Below are 15,776 nucleotides of genomic sequence, written 5' to 3' on the forward strand. Positions count from 1 at the left end.
TTGTGGGCCGCCCGCGGCCATGCTCACTCGTGGCGCAGCGCCTCGATCGGGTCCAGCCGTGCCGCGCGCCGCGCCGGCACATAGCCGAACACCACGCCGATCGCCGCCGAGAAGACGAAGGCCAGCAGGTTGATGCCGGGCTGGAAGACATAGGGCATGGCCAGCAGCGCCGACAGCCCGATCGAGGCGACGGTGGCCAGCGCGATCCCCACCAGGCCGCCGAAGCTGGAGAGCACCACCGCCTCGATCAGGAACTGCAGCAGCACCTCGTGCTCGAGCGCGCCGATGGCCAGGCGCACGCCGATCTCGCGGGTGCGCTCGGTCACGCTGACCAGCATGATGTTCATGATGCCGATGCCGCCGACCAGCAGGCTCACCGCCGCGACTGCCCCGAGCAGCGAGGTCATCAGCTGCGTCGTGCCCGACATCGTCTCGGCGAGCTGGCGGGTGTCGAGAATGTTGAAGTTGTCGTCGTCGGCCGCGGCCAGCTTGCGCCGCTCGCGCAGCAGCTGGCGCAGGCCGGCCTGCACCGCGCGGCTGTCGGCCGTGTCGTCGAGCGAGACCAGCAGCGTGCCGATGTTCAGGTTGCCGGTGACCCGGCGCTGCAGCGTGCGCAGCGGCACGATCACCGTGTCGTCCTGGTCCATGCCCATCGCCGCCTGGCCCTTGGAGGCCAGCAGGCCGACGATCGTGCAGGAGAACTGCTTGATGCGCAGCATCTGCCCGAGCGGATCGGCGCCGTTGAAGAGCTCGCGGTGCAGCGTCTCGCCGATCAGGCAGACGGCGCTGCCGGCGCGCAGCTCGGTGTCCTCGAAGGTGCGGCCCGAGGCCAGCGTCCAGTTGCCGGTCTTCAGCCAGGCGTTGGTGGTGCCGGTCACGCTGGTCGACCAGTTGCGCGCGCCGCTCACCACCGTGACGCTGCTGCGTGCCTCGGGCGCGACCGCGGCGATGCCGGCGATCTGCGTGGCGATCGCGTCGAGATCGGCCTCGCGGAAGGCGGGCGCGCCGCCGCTGCCGCCCGGCCCCAGGCGCTGCCCCGGGCGGATCTGCAGCAGGTTGGTGCCCAGGCTGGCGATCTGCGCCTGCACCGCCTGCGTGGCGCCGCGGCCCAGCGTGACCATGGTGATGACGGCGCTGACGCCGATGACGATGCCCAGGATGGTCAGGAAGGAGCGCAGCAGGTTGCGGCGGATCTCGCGGATCGCCAGCAGCAGGGTGTTGCCGATCATCGCGGCACCTCGGCGCGCGCGGTCTGGCGGACGTCGCTGTCCATCAGGCCGTCGACGAAGCGGATGACGCGGTGCGCGTACTCGGCCATGTCGGGCTCGTGCGTGACCATCAGCACGGTGATGCCGCGGTCGCGGTTCAGGCCGGTGAGCAGCTCCATGATCTCGCGGCTGCGCGCGGTGTCGAGGTTGCCGGTGGGCTCGTCGGCCAGCAGCACGGTGGGCTGGCTGACGATGGCGCGCGCGATGGCCACGCGCTGCTGCTGGCCGCCCGAGAGCTCGGCCGGCGTGTGGTGCTCCCAGCCGGTCAGGCCGACGGCGGCCAGCGCCTCGCGCGCGGCCTTCTGGCGCGCGGCGGCCGGCTCGCCGCGGTAGAGCAGCGGCAGCTCGACGTTCTCCTGCGCCGAGGTGCGCGCCAGCAGGTTGAAGCCCTGGAAGACGAAGCCGAGGTACTGCCGGCGCAGCCGCGCGCGCTGGTCGCGGTCGAAGCGCTCGACATGCACGCCGCGGAACAGGTACTGGCCGGCGCTGGGCACGTCCAGGCAGCCCAGGACGTTCATCACCGTCGACTTGCCCGAACCGCTCGGGCCCATGATCGCGACGAAGTCGCCCTCGTCGATGTCGAGATCGATGCCGCGCAGCGCCCGGAACGCGGCCTGGCCGCTGCCGTAGACCTTCTCGATGCCGCGCAGGCGGATCAGCGGCTGCGCCGGGCCGTGCGCCGCGGTCATCGCGCCCCCGCGGCGGCGCCCGCCTGGCCGACGATGACGGCCGAGCCCTCGACCAGACCTTCGCCGACGACCTCGGTGCGACGGCCGTCGCTCAGGCCGGTGGTGACCGTGAGCGGCTGCGGCGCGCCGTCCTTCAGGATCCAGATCTGGCGCTGGCTGCCCTCGGCCGTCTTCGTGCCGCCGCTGCGCTTCGGGGCGTTGCCGCCGGGCGGGCGCGGCATCAGCTTCGACAGCAGGCCGCCGCTCGAGGCGGCCTGGGGGCCGGCGACGGTCGGCGTGAAGCGCAGCGCGGTGTTGGGCACCGTCAGCACGCCGCGGCGCTCGGTGGCGGCGATCGTCGCGGTCGCGGTCATGCCCGGGCGCAGGCTGAGGTCGGCGTTGTCCACCGTCAGGTCGGTGGCGTAGGTGACGACGTTGTCGGTGGTCGTCGAGCCGTAGGCCACCCGCCGGATCGCCGCGGGAAAGCTGCGCGAGGGCCAGCTGCTGACGGTGAAGCCGGCCTTCTGCCCGGGCCGGACCAGGCCCACGTCGGCCTCGTCGACCTTGACCTGCAGGTTGAGCTGGCGCAGGTCCTGGGCCAGCGTCAGCAGCGTGACCGCCTGCAGCGAGGCGGCCACCGCATTGCCCGGCTCGGCCGAGCGGGTCAGCACGACGCCGTCGATCGGCGAGCGGATCGCGGCCTTGGCGCGGTTGGTCTCGTCCATGCGCAGCGCGGCGCCGGCGTCGGCCACGCTGGCCTGCGCGCTGCCCAGCGCCGCCTCGGCGCGCGCCAGCGCGGCGCGTGCGGCGTCGAGCTCGGTGCCGGAGGGCACCTTGCCGCCCGACAGCCGCGAGACTTCCTCCAGCCGGGCCAGGCCGGCGCGCTGCTCGGCCCGCGTCGCCTCGGCCTGGCGCACCGCGGCCTGCGCCGAGGCCAGCGTGGCGCGCGAGCGCGCGATCTGGTCGTCGAGCTTGGTGGTGTCGAGCTCGATCAGCACCTGGCCGACCTTCACCATGTCGTTGACGTCGACGTTGACCCGGCGGATCGTGCCGGAGAGTTCCGAGCCGATCGTGACCTGGCGGGTTGGCTGCAGCGTGCCGTTGGCGGTGACGGTGATGGCCAGGTCGCCGCGGGCCAGCGGCTCGGTGAGAAAGCGTGGCGCGGTCTGCGCCTGCTGGCGGCCCTGCCAGGCGACGAGGCCGGTGCCGGCGGCCGCCAGCAGCGCCGCGCCGATCCAGATCGTGCGGCGGCGCCACCAGGGCCGCGGCAGCGCCGCGGTGCCGAGCAGGTCGGCCACGGCGGCGGAGTCATCGGGGCGGGAGCGGTTCGGTTCAGCGGAGGCCATGGGGACAAGCGGTTCAGCGGGTGGAGGCGGCGCGCACGGACAGCGCCGCCAGATCGGCCGCGGACACGCCGCCGCCGAGCGCCTTGAACAGGCGGACGAGGTTCTGGCGCCGCTCGACCTCGGCGCCGACGCGGCTGGTCTGCAGCGTCAGCAGCGTGCGCTGTGCGTCGAGCAGCGTGGTGAAGTCGATCAGTCCGGCTTCGTAGCGCTGGCGCGCCAGCGTCAGCGCCTGCGTCGCGGCCTCGACCGCGGTGTCGAGCGCGCGGGCCTGCTCGCGGCTGCCGGCGGCGGCCGACAGGCTGTCCTCGGCGTCCTGCGCCGCCGCGAGCGTGGCGGCGCGCCAGCTCAGCCGGGCGCGCTCGAGCACCGCCTGCTGCGCATCGATCCTCGCGGCCTGCAGGCCGCCGTCGGTCAGCGTCCAGTCGACCGAGGCCGCCAGCGTGGCCACCAGCGAGGCGCTGTTGCCCAGCGCCGCCAGCGTCAGTGCCTTCCAGCCCAGCGTGCCCGACAGCGCGAAGTCCGGCTGGCGTGCGGCGCGGCTGGCGTCGAGCCGTGCCAGCTCGGCCGTGATCGTCGCCTCGGCGGCGATCAGGTCGGGGCGGCGCAGCAGCAGCCCGGCCGGCACGCCGGCCTCGAGCTGACGGTCGAGCCCGGCCAGCGCGTCGCCGGGCGAGGGCAGGCGGCCGTCGTCGCCGAGCCGGGCCTGCAGCGCCCGCGGCTCCCGGCCGAGCAGCACCGCCAGCGCATGTTCGCCCTGGGCGATCGCGGTGTCCCAGGCGGGCAGCTGCGCACGGGTCTGCTCGACGCTGGCGCGGGCCTGCTCGACATCGAGCGTCGAGGCCAGGCCGGCCTGCGCGCGCCACTGCGTCAGCTGCAGCGTCTGCTGTTGCGCCTCGAGGCTGGACTGCACCAGCGCCCGCCGCGCGCGGTTGCCGCGCAGCGCGATGTAGTCGATCGCGACCTCGCCGGCGACGCTGTGCGCGCTGGCCTGCAGGCCGGCCTCGGCCGAGGCCAGGTCGGCCGCGGCGCCGCGCTCGGTGGAGCCGAGTCGGCCGCTGGCGTCGAGTTCCCAGCTGGCCGAGAGCTGCGGCACGGCCAGCACGGTGCTCGTGCTGCCGCTGCTGCGCTGGCGGGTCGCGCTGGCACCCAGGCCGATCTGCTGCGCCAGCGCGGCCGCGGCCTGCTGGCGCAGCGCGCGGGCCTGGTCGACGCGGGTGCGTGCGGTGGCGAGGTCGGTGCCGCCGGCCAGCGCCTCGTCGACCAGCGCGGCCAGCAGCGGATCGTCGAAGGACTGCCACCAGCGTGACAGCGCCGGCAGGGTCTGCGCGACCGCGGCGTCCTGCGGGGTCGGGCTCGCCGAGGCGATCGGGGCGGGCGCGGACGCGGCCGGGCGGGGGCCGCTGGCGCAGCCGGCCAGCGCGAGCGCGCCGGCCAGGGCGGCCGCCAGACCGGCGTGCCGGCGCTGGCGGAGAAAGAAGGGCGAGGTCATCGGCAGGTGCGGCAGCGACGCGACGGAGGATTCATCGTCGCCACCATCCGGAGAGTCCAGCCTGATTTGTATCAATCCCGATCCGGCCTTCGCATGACCTGACGGTAAAGAAACTTGTTTGCCGGCGGCGGTCCGGCCCGGTTCAGCGCGCCGCCAGCACCACCTGCGCGCGCCCGGCGCGCTTGGCCTCGTACAGCGCGCCGTCGGCGCGGCGCAGCAGGTCGTCGAGCGTGATGTCGCCCTGGCCGAGCGAGGCCAGGCCGGCGCTGTACTCGAGCACGAAGCCGAGCTCCTGCTCCGACTGCAGCCGCAGGCACTGGCGCAGGCGCTGGTCCAGCGACAGCGCCGGGCCCTCGCGGGTGTGGGTCAGCAGCAGGCAGAACTCCTCGCCGCCGTAGCGCCCGGCCAGGTCGCCCGAGCGCAGCTCCTCGCGCAGCATGCGCGAGAGCAGCTGCAGCGCCTGGTCGCCGCAGGCATGGCCGCGCTCGTCGTTGACGCGCTTGAAGTGGTCGATGTCGATCATCAGCAGCGCCAGCGGCTGGCCGTAGCGGCGCGCATCGGACAGCAGCGCCTCGGCGCGCTCGGTCCAGGCGCGGCGGTTGAGCAGGCCGGTCAGGCCGTCGGTGATGGCCTGCTCGCGCAGCTGGCGTTCGGCCTCCTCGCGGTAGGCCATCAGGATGCCGACGGTCGACAGCAGCAGCGTCACATGGCTGAGCACCGCGGCGGCCTGGTTGACCGGATGCGGCGCGGTCAGGTAGGGATAGGACGCGGTGAAGAAGGCTCCGAGCACGCCGCGCCAGAAGGTCGCCACCGCCATCGCCGCCATGCACGAGCCGATCAGCGCGCGCCAGCGCCAGCCGGTCTGCGGCGAGTGCCGCAGCGCCGCGTGCGTGACCGCCAGCATCTGCAGGCCGAGCACGCCGTTGGCCAGCCCGACCCGCCACGGGTAGCTGTCGAAGCCCAGGCCGTAGCCCAGCGTCATCAGCCCGGTCAGCGTCCACAGCGGCCAGGCGCGGCCCTCGCGGCCGGTCCACAGCGCCAGCGCCCGCCACAGCGTCACCAGCCCGGCCGAAATGCCGGCCATCGCCAGCGTCGACAGCAGCTGGTCGGGCCACAGGTCGCGCCACAGCGTCGACAGCACCAGACCGAACCAGCCCAGCGCCTGCAGCCCCGTCGACAGCACCGCCTGCCGCGCCGCCGGGCCGATGCGCCAGCCCATGATCGCCGGCAAGGCCAGCGCCACGGCGAACACGTTCACCGTGAACATCATCATCAGCGTGCGGACATCGAGCGGCGGCATCGGAGCAGGGCGGCAGAGGGGTCCGGCCGGCGCGGACCGCACGAAGGGAAACGGGAGCGGCGAGCCAGCGGCCGCGACGGCTTACTGGAAGGCCACTTCGGCGAAGCTGCGCAGCTTGCGGCTGTGCAGGTGGTCGAGCCCCTGGTGGCGCAGGATCTCGATCGCGCGGATGCCGATGCGCAGGTGCTGGTCGACGCGCTCGCGGTAGAAGTGGTTGGCCATGCCGGGCAGCTTGATCTCGCCGTGCAGCGGCTTGTCGGAAACACAGAGCAGGGTACCGTATGGAACCCGGAAACGGAACCCATTGGCCGCGATCGTCGCGCTTTCCATGTCCAGCGCCACGGCGCGGCTCTGGCTGAAGCGGCGCTCCGGACCCGGATGCGGCAGCAGCTCCCAGTTGCGGTTGTCGGTCGAGGCGACGGTGCCGGTGCGCATGATCTTCTTCAGCTCGTAGCCGGCGAGCTGCGTCACCTCCTCCACGGCCGATTCGAGCGCGACCTGGATCTCCGCCAGCGGCGGGATCGGCACCCACAGCGGCAGCTCCTCGTCGAGCACATGGTCCTCGCGCACGTAGCCGTGGGCCAGCACGTAGTCGCCGAGCTGCTGCGTGTTGCGCAGGCCGGCGCAGTGGCCCAGCATCAGCCAGGCGTGCGGGCGCAGCACGGCGATGTGGTCGGTGATGGTCTTGGCGTTGCTGGGCCCCACGCCGATGTTGACCATCGTGATGCCGCTGTGGCCGTGGCGCTTGAGGTGGTAGGCCGGCATCTGCGGCAGCCGCGGCGGCGGCGCGCCCAGCTCGTCGCCGGGCTCGGCGGGCAGGCCGGCGCGGCGGGTGACGACGTTGCCCGGTTCGACGAAGGCGGTGTATTCGCCCGCGTCGTCGGCCATCAGCTCGTGGCCCAGGCGCACGAACTCGTCGATGTAGAACTGGTAGTTCGTGAACAGGACGTAGTTCTGGAAGTGCTCGGGCAGCGTGCCGGTGTAGTGGCGCAGGCGGTGCAGCGAGTAGTCGACCCGCGGCGCGGTGAACAGTGCCAGCGGGTGGCGCGGCTGGCCGTCGGCGCCGGTGCTGGACTCGTGCGTGCCGTTGGCGATGCCGTCGTCCATCGCCGCCAGATCGGGCAGGTCGAAGAGGTCGCGCAGGCGCGAGCGCCGCTCCGCGGTCATCGTGCCCTCGATGTGGTCGTGCTCGGCGAAGCTGAAATGCACCGGGATCGGCTGGTGGGACAGCCCGACCTCCAGCGCCACGCCGTGGTTGCGCAGCAGCAGCTTGAACTGCTCGCGGTAGTAGTAGCGGAACAGGTCCGGCCGGGTCAGCGTCGTCTCGTAGGTGCCGGGGCCGGCGACGAAGCCGTAGGCCAGGCGCGAGTCGGCGCGCTCGACGGTGTCGACCCGCACCCGCACGAAGGGATAGCAGGCCCGCACCCGCCCGCCGAAGTCGTCGCGGCCGCCGACGAATTCCTTCAGCGACTGGCGCAGGTGCGCGATGCCGGAGTCGTAGATCGCCTTGGCATGCGCGAACGCGGCTTCGGCGTCGGTGAAGCTTTGGGTGGTGATGAGCGTGCGGGGCATGAGCCATTCTGCCCGCAGCCCGCGGATTCTTGTAGATCCGCGCCGCGTGCAGCGGCCGCGGCCGGGATCATTGCGGTTTCAAGGTGTGATTTCAGAGCCGCGCCAGCAGCTCGGCCTTCTTCGCGGCGAACTCCTGCTCGGTCAGCAGGCCGCGCTGCAGCAGCGCGCCGAGCTTCTCGATCGTCGCCAGGATGTCCTCGCCGCCGGCGGATCCGGTCGGCATCGCCGCGGGCGGCGACATCGGCGCGATCTGGGCGATCGGCGCGAAGGCCGGGGCGGGCACGGGGGCCGGCGCCGGCACCGGCACGACCGGCATGCCGCCGCGCATCACCACCGGCAGCCGCGCCAGGTCGACCGGACCGAACTGGCTGCTCATCGCGATGCCGCCGCTCGCGCCCTGCTGCTGCGAGAAGCCGCCGATCTGGTGGTCGAGCGTGTCGTAGACCCACACGTCGCCGCCGCTGTCGAGCGCCAGGCGGCGCGCCTGCGGGAACCAGGCGTAGCGCATCTGGTTCTGCGCGCCGCTGGCGGCCGGCTGGCCGAGCTCGGCCGGCCACCAGGCGCTGCCACCGCCGAAGACCGGCGCGCTCAGCCACAGGTCGCCGCGGGTGGCCGTCAGCGTGGCCAGCTCGCGGCACAGGCCGTCGACCCGCGCCTTCAGGCCGTGGTTGAACATGTCGCCGAGCATCAGCATGCCGCCGCTCATCCACTGGCCGGAGCCGCCGAACTCGGGGTGGCTGAACTGCGCCATCGTGCCGCCGCCGGCCTGCACCGCCTGCAGCATCACGGTCACCGCCTCCGTGCTGAAGCCGTGGCGCGCGGCGATCGAGGCGACGGCCTGAAGGCCGGTGTCGGAGAGCTGGAGCATGGGGTTTCCTCGGGAGTGCTGCCGGCCAGCCTAGCAGACACCTCCGCGCCGCGGCATGTCAGAGCCGGTCGAGCGGGATTTTCAGATAGCGCACGCCGTTGGATTCCGGCGGCGGCAGGTGGCCGGCGCGCATGTTGACCTGCACCGAGGGCAGCATCAGCACCGGCATGTCCAGCGTCGCGTCGCGCGCGCGGCGCATCGCCACGAAGGCGTCCTCGGCGACGCCGTCGTGCACATGCACGTTGGCGGCGCGCTGCTCGGCCACCGTCGCGACATGCGCCAGCGCGCGCCCGCCGGGGCGGTAGTCGTGGCACATGAACAGCCGGGTGTCGCCGGGCAGGTCAAGCACCCGCCGGACCGAGCGGTACAGCGTCGCGGCATCGCCGCCGGGAAAGTCGCAGCGCGCGGTGCCGTAGTCGGGCATGAACAGCGTGTCGCCCACGAAGGCGGCCGGCGCGGCCTGCGCGTCGTCGGGATCCTCGACCACATAGGTCAGGCAGGCCGGCGTGTGGCCGGGCGTGTGCAGCGCCGTCGCGCGCAGGCCGCCGATCGCGAAGGTGTCGCCGTCGGCGAACAGGCGGCCGAACTGGCGCCCGTCGCGGGCGAAGTCGTCGCCGGCGTTGAACAGCGTGCCGAAGGTCTTCTGCACCGTGGTGATCATCGCGCCGATGGCGATCGTGCCGCCCAGTCGCGCCTGCAGCCACGGCGCCGCCGACAGGTGGTCGGCATGCACATGCGTCTCGAGCAGCCACTGCACCGTCAGCCCGAGCGCCTCGACCTGCGCGGCCAGGCGCTCGGCGCCCTGCGTGCCGGTGCGGCCGGATCTGGCGTCGAAGTCGAGCACGCTGTCGACGATCGCGGCCTGGCGGCTGTCCGGATCGATCACCAGGTGCGAGAAGGTCGAGGTCGCCGCGTCGAAGAAGGTGTCGACGCGCATCCGCCCGGTGGTCTGGCTGGCGAAGGGGGAGGGAATGGCCGTGTCCATGCGGGGCATTCTATATACCCGCCAAGGTACTGGAGGGATCATTGATGTGCGTCATGCCCGAGGCTGCGCCGGCGCCGGGTCCGCCGATAGACTCGCGGCCTTCGGCTGGAATTACCCGGGACCGTATGAAGATGAAGGAGGCGACTCATGACGAAGGTGACCAAGGTGACGATGGAGGCGACGCTGCGGCGAGCCGTGGCGATGGCGGTCCTGGGCGCGGCGGCCGGCCTGGCCGGGGCGGCCGAAGGGCCCGACGTGGCGGCGATGACGGCCGAGGCGCGCCAGGTCGGCCTGCCTTTCCTGCGCCAGCTGGTCACGACGCTGCAGGCCGAGGTGCAGGCGCGCGGCCCGGAAGGTGCGGTGACGGTCTGCCGCGATCTGGCGCCGCGGCTGGCCGGCGAGGTCTCGCAGGCCAGCGGCTGGCGGGTCACCCGCATCGGCACGCGCACCCGCAACGCGCTGCTGGGCGGCCCGGACGCCTGGGAGCAGACGGTGCTCGCCAGCTTCGCGAAGCGCCAGGCCGCCGGAGAGAAGCTCGACGCGATGGAGCAGGCGGAGGTGGTCGAGGAGCCCTCCGGACGCGCCTTCCGCTACATGAAGGCCATCGGTCTGCAGCCGGCCTGCGTGGCCTGCCACGGCGGCGCCGACGAGGTGTCCGCCGGCGTGCGCGCGCAGCTGCAGCAGCTCTATCCGCATGACCGCGCCACCGGCTACGCGCCGGGTCAGCTGCGCGGCGCGCTGTCGATCCGCCGCCCGCTGCGCGACTGAGCCCGCGGCTGGGCCCGGAGCGCGCCGCGCAGCCTCAGCCCGGACCGGCGCGGTGGCGTGCCGCCCGGCTCGACAGCGCGTTCGGGAAATACATCGCCGTCAGGCTGCGGCTGTGCACCGGCGAGGCCTCGGTGACCGCGCCGGGGTCGTCGGTGTAGCGGCGCCAGTCGCGCACCCAGTGGATGTCGTCGCAGGCGTCGAGCAGCCCCATCGTCTCGCGGTCGCCCACCAGCACGCCCTGCACCCGCAGGCCCAGGCGCTCGCGGGCCTGGTCGAGCCGCGCCAGCGTGGCGGGCATGCAGCCGAACTCGCCGTCGGTGACGATCAGCAGGTCGGCCTGGTTCCAGCGCGCCTGGTGGACACGCTCGACCGCGCGCTCGATCGGCGTCTGCACGTCGGTGCCGCCGTCGAAGGCCTGGCCCATCAGGTCCATCAGCGCCTGCAGGCCGCCCGGGCTCAGGTCGAGCTCGCGCTCGATCACCTCGCCGGGGCCGCCGAAGGCGATCAGCACGCAGCCACGCCGCTCGGCGTGCGCCGCGCGCATCGCGGCGATGACGACCGCGCGGGCGATGTTCTCGGGCGCGCCGCGCATCGAGCCGGAGGTGTCCAGGCACAGGATGAAGGGGCCGCGGCCGCGCGACTCGGGCTCGGGCGGGGTCGCGGCCGAGCGCGGCGGCGCGGCCGGATCATGGCGCCAGTCGGTCAGCACCGCCTCGGACTGCCAGCCCAGCAGCCGCGCCTCGGCCTGGCGCGCGCGCCACAGCCGGCACAGCACCGGGTGGCGCAGCATGACCGCCTCGGAGGCCAGCATGCGGTCGATGCGCCCGGTGAGCTGCACGCCGGTGAGCTCGCCCGGCGCGTCGGGCAGGCGGGTCTCGACCGCGCGCAGGCCGGTCACCGCGCGCGCGTCCGGGCGCGGCTCCACGGCCGGCGCGGGCGCGGCCGTCTGGCGCTCGGCGCGGCCGAGCCGGCGGATCAGCGCGGCGAGCTGCGGCAGCTTCTCCAGCCAGGCCGCGGCCTGCTGCGCCTGGCGCCACGGGCGCGAGTTCAGGTGGCCGCGCAGCTGGTCCCAGCTCAGCCGCGACGGGTCGCCCAGGCTGTCGAGCAGCACGAAGCGCTCGTCCCAGCCGCTGCTCTCGAGCTGCCATTCGGCGCGGAAGTCGGCCGCGGCGAGTGCGATCGCCGCCGCGCGCTCGAGCCGCGGCTGGTGGTCGACGATGCGGTCCAGGTGCCACAGCAGCGTGCGCAGCACCTGCTCGGCCAGCGCCGGCACGCCCCGGCTCAGGCCCGGCAGGCCCAGCTCGGCCACGGCCACCCGCAGCGGCGCCAGCGCCTCGGCATCGCCGAAGTCGGCCTGGGGCCGCGGCAGCGTGCCGGCCTCCAGCGCCTGCTGCCAGCGCCGGGTGTCGCGCAGTCGGGCCTCGGCGTCGCCGACGCTGGCCACCAGCGCGGGCAGCCACAGTTCGCGCGGCAGCTCGGCCAGCCGGTCGTAGGGCCGATCCGCCGGACCTGCCGGCACGGGCGGCTGGGCGAGGCCTGGGGATGGAGTGCGCATGACTGCGGCCGTGCTCAGGCCTCGAGCGCGACCGGCGTCGGCGTGGCGGGCGGCTCGGCGCCGGGCGCCTCCTCCAGCGGCAGCGCCTCGAAGCCCTGGCGCACGGCGCCCAGCCGCGCCAGCAGCGCGTCGAGCACCAGCGCGGTGTGCGCATGCGCGGCCAGCAGCGCCGCCACGCGCGACGGCGCCATCCACAGGCGGCCCTCGAGCCGCGCCGCCAGCGCCTCGGCCGCGGCGACGGCGGCCTCGCGGTGCGGCCGTGCGGCGGCGATCGTCTCGTCGACCTGCGCGACGCGGGCCGCCACATGCACCGCGCTCCAGCGCCGGCGCGACGAGGCCTCGAGCTGGCGGGCCAGCAGCCGCATCGAGCCGGCGGCGCCGTCGTCGTCGCGGCCGCCGCCGATCGCGCGGGCCAGCGCCATCTTGCCGGCGCTGTCGCTCTCGCCGTCGGCCTCGGCGCGCTGCTCGAGCTCGAGCTGGCGCTCGAAGGCCTCGACCGCGCGGGTCAGCCACGGTGCATCCTGCGGCACCGCCTGCGCGATCTCGCGCGCGAACCAGTCCTGCAGCGCCGGCGCCAGCTCCGGCCGAGGCGCGGCCGCCTGCGGCGCGAGCCACAGGTCGAGCGCGTCGACCTGCGCGCGGCCCTCGGTGGCGGCGGCCACCCGCATCAGGCCGACGAGCTGGCGCCAGCGCCGGTCCGACAGCGCCTGCGGCGGCGTCTGCGCCGCCAGCCAGGCGCGCAGGCGTCGCAGCGCCTCGACAGCGTCGTCGCCGAGTCCGACCTGCGCGGCCGCCGTGGCGACCGCCTCGCGCTCGGCCGGGCGCAGCGGCTCGGCCGGCACGGGCGCGGGCCGGTCGGCCAGGCGCAGCAGCGCCTCGAAGGCCTCGTCGCCGACCGGCGCGATCGGCAGCCGCACCAGGAAGCGGTCGAAGAAGGCCTGCAGCGTCTCGTCGCCCGGCACCTCGTTGCTGGCCCCGACGACGCTGACCAGCGGCACCGTCGTGCGGCCGCTGCCGTTGTCGAACTCGCGTTCGTTGAGCAGCGTCAGCAGCGTGTTGAGAATGGCCGAATTCGCCTTGAAGACCTCGTCGAGGAAGGCGATGCCCGCCTCGGGCAGGAAGCCGGCGGTCAGGCGCTCGTAGCGGTCGTTCTCCAGCGCCTTCAGCGACAGCGGGCCGAACAGCTCCTCCGGCGTCGAGAAGCGGGTGAGCAGCCGCTCGAAGTAGGTCGCGCCCTCGAAGGCGCGGTGCAGCCGGCGCGCCAGCTCGCTCTTGGCGGTGCCGGGCGGGCCCAGCAGCAGCACATGCTCGCCGGCCAGCGCGGCCAGCAGCGCCAGGCGGACTTCGGCGTCGCGTTCGAGCAGGCCGTCGCCGAGGGTGGCGATCAGCGCGTTCAGGCGGTCGGGGCAGGGCAGGGACGGGGCGGCAGCGGCGGGGCAGGCGGGCGACATGGGGCCCCATTCTCGGCGCACGTCGGTAGCCCGGCAACCTGTCACGTCCCGGACGTGGGCCCTGGCGAGAATCGGGACCGTCGTTGCCTTGCTGCCCCGGAGTTGCCGCCATGCCGCTGAATCGTCGTCAGTTTCTGTCCCGCTCCGCGTTCTTCGCGGTCGTGCCGGCCGCCCTCACGGCCTGTGGCGGCGGTGGGGATGCGGATGACGGGGGGACCGCTCCCGCCACCGGCACCTACCGATTTCCGCAAGGCGTCGCCAGCGGCGATCCGCGCCCGGACAGCGTCGTGTTCTGGAGCCGCTGCGTGCACGCCGACGGCACGGCGGCGGACGTCGCGCTGACGCTGGAGGTGTCGGCGCGCGAGGACTTCGCCAGCCTGCTCGCGTCGGTGGCGCTGAGCGCCCGCGCCACCTGGGACCACACGGTGCGCGCCAAGGTCACCGGCCTGCCGGCGGCGACGGCGCTGTACTACCGCTTCCGCGCCGGCGCCGACAGCAGCGCCGTCGGCCGCACCCGCACCGCGCCGGCCGCGGACGCCACGCCCGCGCAGGTCCGCTTCGCCTGGTTCACCTGCCAGGACTGGAGCGTCAACCACTGGGGCGCGATGGACCTGATCGCCGCCGGCGACCACGACTTCGTCGTCCACGTCGGCGACTACATCTACGAGACCACCGGCGCGGCGTTCCAGGCCGGTGCGGCCGAGCCGGCGCACGGCGCGATCAGCCTGCCCGACGGCACGGCCCTGCCCGGCGGCGGGCGCTATGCGACGACGCTGGCCGACTACCGCACGCTCTACCGCACCTATCGCGGCGACGCCCGGCTGCAGGCGGTGCACGCGAAGTTCGCCTTCATCGGCATCTGGGACGACCACGAGTTCAGCGACGACTGCTGGCAGGACCACCAGACCTACACCAACGCCAACCTGCAGCAGACCGCGCGCCGCCGCGCCGCCAGCCAGGCCTGGGTCGAGTACATGCCGGTCGACTTCGGCGACGTCTCGTTCGACACCGCGAACGCGGCCTACGACAACCTGCGCATCTACCGCGACTTCCGCTTCGGCACGCTGATGCATCTGGTGATGACCGATCAGCGCCTCTACCGCGACGACCATGTGGTCGACGAGGCGACCCTCGCCGCTGCGCAGGGCCACGATCTCGTCAACGGCAGCGACTCGCTCGGCGCGCGCTACTTCGTGCAGCAGCCGGTGCTGGCGCAGTTCGAGGCGGCCCGCACGGCGGCGCTGGGGCGCGCGCCCGGCGTGCTCGGCACGACGCAGACCGCCTGGTGGAAGACGACGATGAAGAATTCCCCGGCGACCTGGAAGGTCTGGGGCAACGAGGTCACGCTCGGCCGCATGTGGCTGGACCTGCGCACGCTGGCGCCGGCGCCGTACAACGCGCTCTACGTCGTCAACGCGGACGGCTGGGACGGCTACCCGACGCACCGCACCGAGCTGCTGAGCCACCTGAAGACGAACGCGATCCGCAACGTCGTCGCCATCACCGGCGACCTGCACGCCTTCCAGTGCCACGTCGTGCGCGACAACCCCGATCCGGCCGTCGGCACGCCGGTGCTGGTCGATTTCGTCAGCGCCGGCATCAGCAGCTCGAGCTTCTACAGCTACATCAAGGCCGGCGCCGGCGGCACGCCGCTGGCCGCGCTGGCGGCCACGCCGGCGGTGTTCGACGCGACGCTGAAGGCGCACAACCCGGATCTGCGCCATGGCGACCACGACGCGCAGGGCTATGCGTCGGCGGTCGTGACGGCGACGTCGTTCGACGTCACCTTCCACAAGGTGCGCCCGCTGAATGCGGAGGGCACGGCACCGGCCAGCCCGCTGCTGTCGGACACGCGCCTGACGGTGGCGGCAGGCAGCGCGTCGGTCAGCGTCGCCGCCGGCTGAGGCTGGCGCCGGGACCGGCCCTGCCGGTTCCGGCCTTCCCGCGACGATTCAGGAGCTGAGGTCTGGTACCGCGCGTCCATCTTCCGCCCCGAGGGGATGGCCGGGCGGCGTCCAGCACGCGCACGAGGTCAGGGCCGTCTTCGCGCCAGGTCAGGTAATGGCGTTCGGGCGTGCCGATGGTGCTGTCGCGCAGGCCTTCGGTGTCGCTGCCGGCCATGACGAACTGCAGCGTCGAGAAGAAGCCTTCGATGAATTTGGGTTTCTGGTTGTCGAGGTTCTGGCGGATGCCTTCGGACACCGAGACGGTGGAGCGTTTCAGCTCGATCATGGCCAGCGCAATGCCGTTGACATAGAGCACGAGGTCGGGGCGCTTGGTGTGGGCGCGCGGGTCGTGCGGCTTGACGGTGACTTCCTCGGCGATGCCGAAGTGGTTGCGCTCGGGGTGTTTCCAGTCGATCAGCCAGACATCGCGGGTCTGCTCGCCCGCGTCGGGGCGCACCTTGACGCCGTAGCGCAGCAACTCGTACACGGCGCGGTTTCGGTCGTGCAGGCGCTGGACGCGGTCGTTGGCGGTTTGTTCCAGGTGTGGAATATGGCGCGGT

13 protein-coding genes are annotated in these 15,776 nt (G+C 73.6%); 2 read left to right on the forward strand and 11 right to left on the reverse strand.

What is annotated here, in order from left to right; genetic code table 11:
- Positions 1-23: 23 nt before the first annotated feature.
- The 8 genes from HNQ01_RS10840 to HNQ01_RS10875 all read right to left on the reverse strand — a co-directional run bounded on the left by HNQ01_RS10840 (position 24) and on the right by HNQ01_RS10875 (position 9,496).
- Entirely contained in the window at positions 24-1,229 is a 1,206-nt protein-coding gene (locus HNQ01_RS10840; RefSeq protein WP_173805448.1) for an ABC transporter permease, read from the reverse strand.
- On the reverse strand, positions 1,226-1,957 hold the full coding sequence (locus tag HNQ01_RS10845) for an ABC transporter ATP-binding protein (RefSeq protein ID WP_173805449.1): 732 nt from the start codon (positions 1,955-1,957) through the stop codon (positions 1,226-1,228). The genes HNQ01_RS10840 and HNQ01_RS10845 overlap by 4 nt, the downstream gene beginning before the upstream one ends.
- Entirely contained in the window at positions 1,954-3,282 is a 1,329-nt protein-coding gene (locus HNQ01_RS10850; RefSeq protein ID WP_173805450.1) for an efflux RND transporter periplasmic adaptor subunit, read from the reverse strand. Before HNQ01_RS10850 ends, HNQ01_RS10845 begins: the two co-directional genes overlap by 4 nt.
- A 13-nt stretch (positions 3,283-3,295) precedes the next feature.
- On the reverse strand, positions 3,296-4,771 hold the full coding sequence (locus tag HNQ01_RS10855; protein WP_173805451.1) for an efflux transporter outer membrane subunit: 1,476 nt from the start codon (positions 4,769-4,771) through the stop codon (positions 3,296-3,298).
- 142 nt (positions 4,772-4,913) lie between these two features.
- Entirely contained in the window at positions 4,914-6,071 is a 1,158-nt protein-coding gene (locus HNQ01_RS10860) for a GGDEF domain-containing protein (protein WP_173805452.1), read from the reverse strand.
- Positions 6,072-6,152: 81 nt separating this feature from the next.
- Positions 6,153-7,643, reverse strand: a complete 1,491-nt coding sequence (locus tag HNQ01_RS10865) for an AMP nucleosidase (RefSeq protein ID WP_173805453.1) — start codon at positions 7,641-7,643, stop codon at positions 6,153-6,155.
- A gap of 91 nt (positions 7,644-7,734) precedes the next feature.
- Complete coding sequence (locus HNQ01_RS10870) at positions 7,735-8,511, reverse strand: SHOCT domain-containing protein (protein WP_173805454.1); 777 nt, start codon at positions 8,509-8,511, stop codon at positions 7,735-7,737.
- Between the two features lie 58 nt (positions 8,512-8,569).
- Positions 8,570-9,496: an MBL fold metallo-hydrolase gene (locus HNQ01_RS10875; protein ID WP_286180693.1), complete on the reverse strand. Its 927-nt coding sequence runs from the start codon at positions 9,494-9,496 to the stop codon at positions 8,570-8,572.
- Between the two features lie 147 nt (positions 9,497-9,643).
- Here HNQ01_RS10875 and HNQ01_RS10880 point away from each other — a divergent pair, with 147 nt between their 5' ends.
- Positions 9,644-10,264 (forward strand): Tll0287-like domain-containing protein, encoded by a 621-nt coding sequence (locus HNQ01_RS10880; RefSeq protein ID WP_173805455.1) that lies wholly within the window; start codon positions 9,644-9,646, stop codon positions 10,262-10,264.
- A 34-nt stretch (positions 10,265-10,298) separates the two neighbouring features.
- On the opposite strand, the gene HNQ01_RS10885 is transcribed toward HNQ01_RS10880, so the two are convergent.
- Positions 10,299-11,819, reverse strand: a complete 1,521-nt coding sequence (locus HNQ01_RS10885) for a VWA domain-containing protein (protein ID WP_173805456.1) — start codon at positions 11,817-11,819, stop codon at positions 10,299-10,301.
- Positions 11,820-11,833: 14 nt separating this feature from the next.
- On the reverse strand, positions 11,834-13,270 hold the full coding sequence (locus HNQ01_RS10890) for an AAA family ATPase (protein ID WP_173805457.1): 1,437 nt from the start codon (positions 13,268-13,270) through the stop codon (positions 11,834-11,836).
- 116 nt (positions 13,271-13,386) lie between these two features.
- Between HNQ01_RS10890 and HNQ01_RS10895 the strand changes: the two genes are divergently transcribed.
- Positions 13,387-15,174 carry an alkaline phosphatase D family protein gene (locus HNQ01_RS10895; RefSeq protein ID WP_173805522.1) on the forward strand — a complete coding sequence of 596 codons (1,788 nt, stop codon included), beginning with the start codon at positions 13,387-13,389 and terminating at the stop codon, positions 15,172-15,174.
- Here the strand turns inward: HNQ01_RS10895 and HNQ01_RS10900 are convergent.
- On the reverse strand, positions 15,155-15,703 hold the full coding sequence (locus HNQ01_RS10900; RefSeq protein WP_353621686.1) for a type I restriction endonuclease: 549 nt from the start codon (positions 15,701-15,703) through the stop codon (positions 15,155-15,157). The genes HNQ01_RS10895 and HNQ01_RS10900 overlap by 20 nt on opposite strands.
- Between the last annotated feature and the right edge of the window lie 73 nt (positions 15,704-15,776).

Source organism: Sphaerotilus uruguayifluvii (assembly GCF_013294065.1).
Taxonomy (GTDB): domain Bacteria; phylum Pseudomonadota; class Gammaproteobacteria; order Burkholderiales; family Burkholderiaceae_C; genus Sphaerotilus; species Sphaerotilus uruguayifluvii.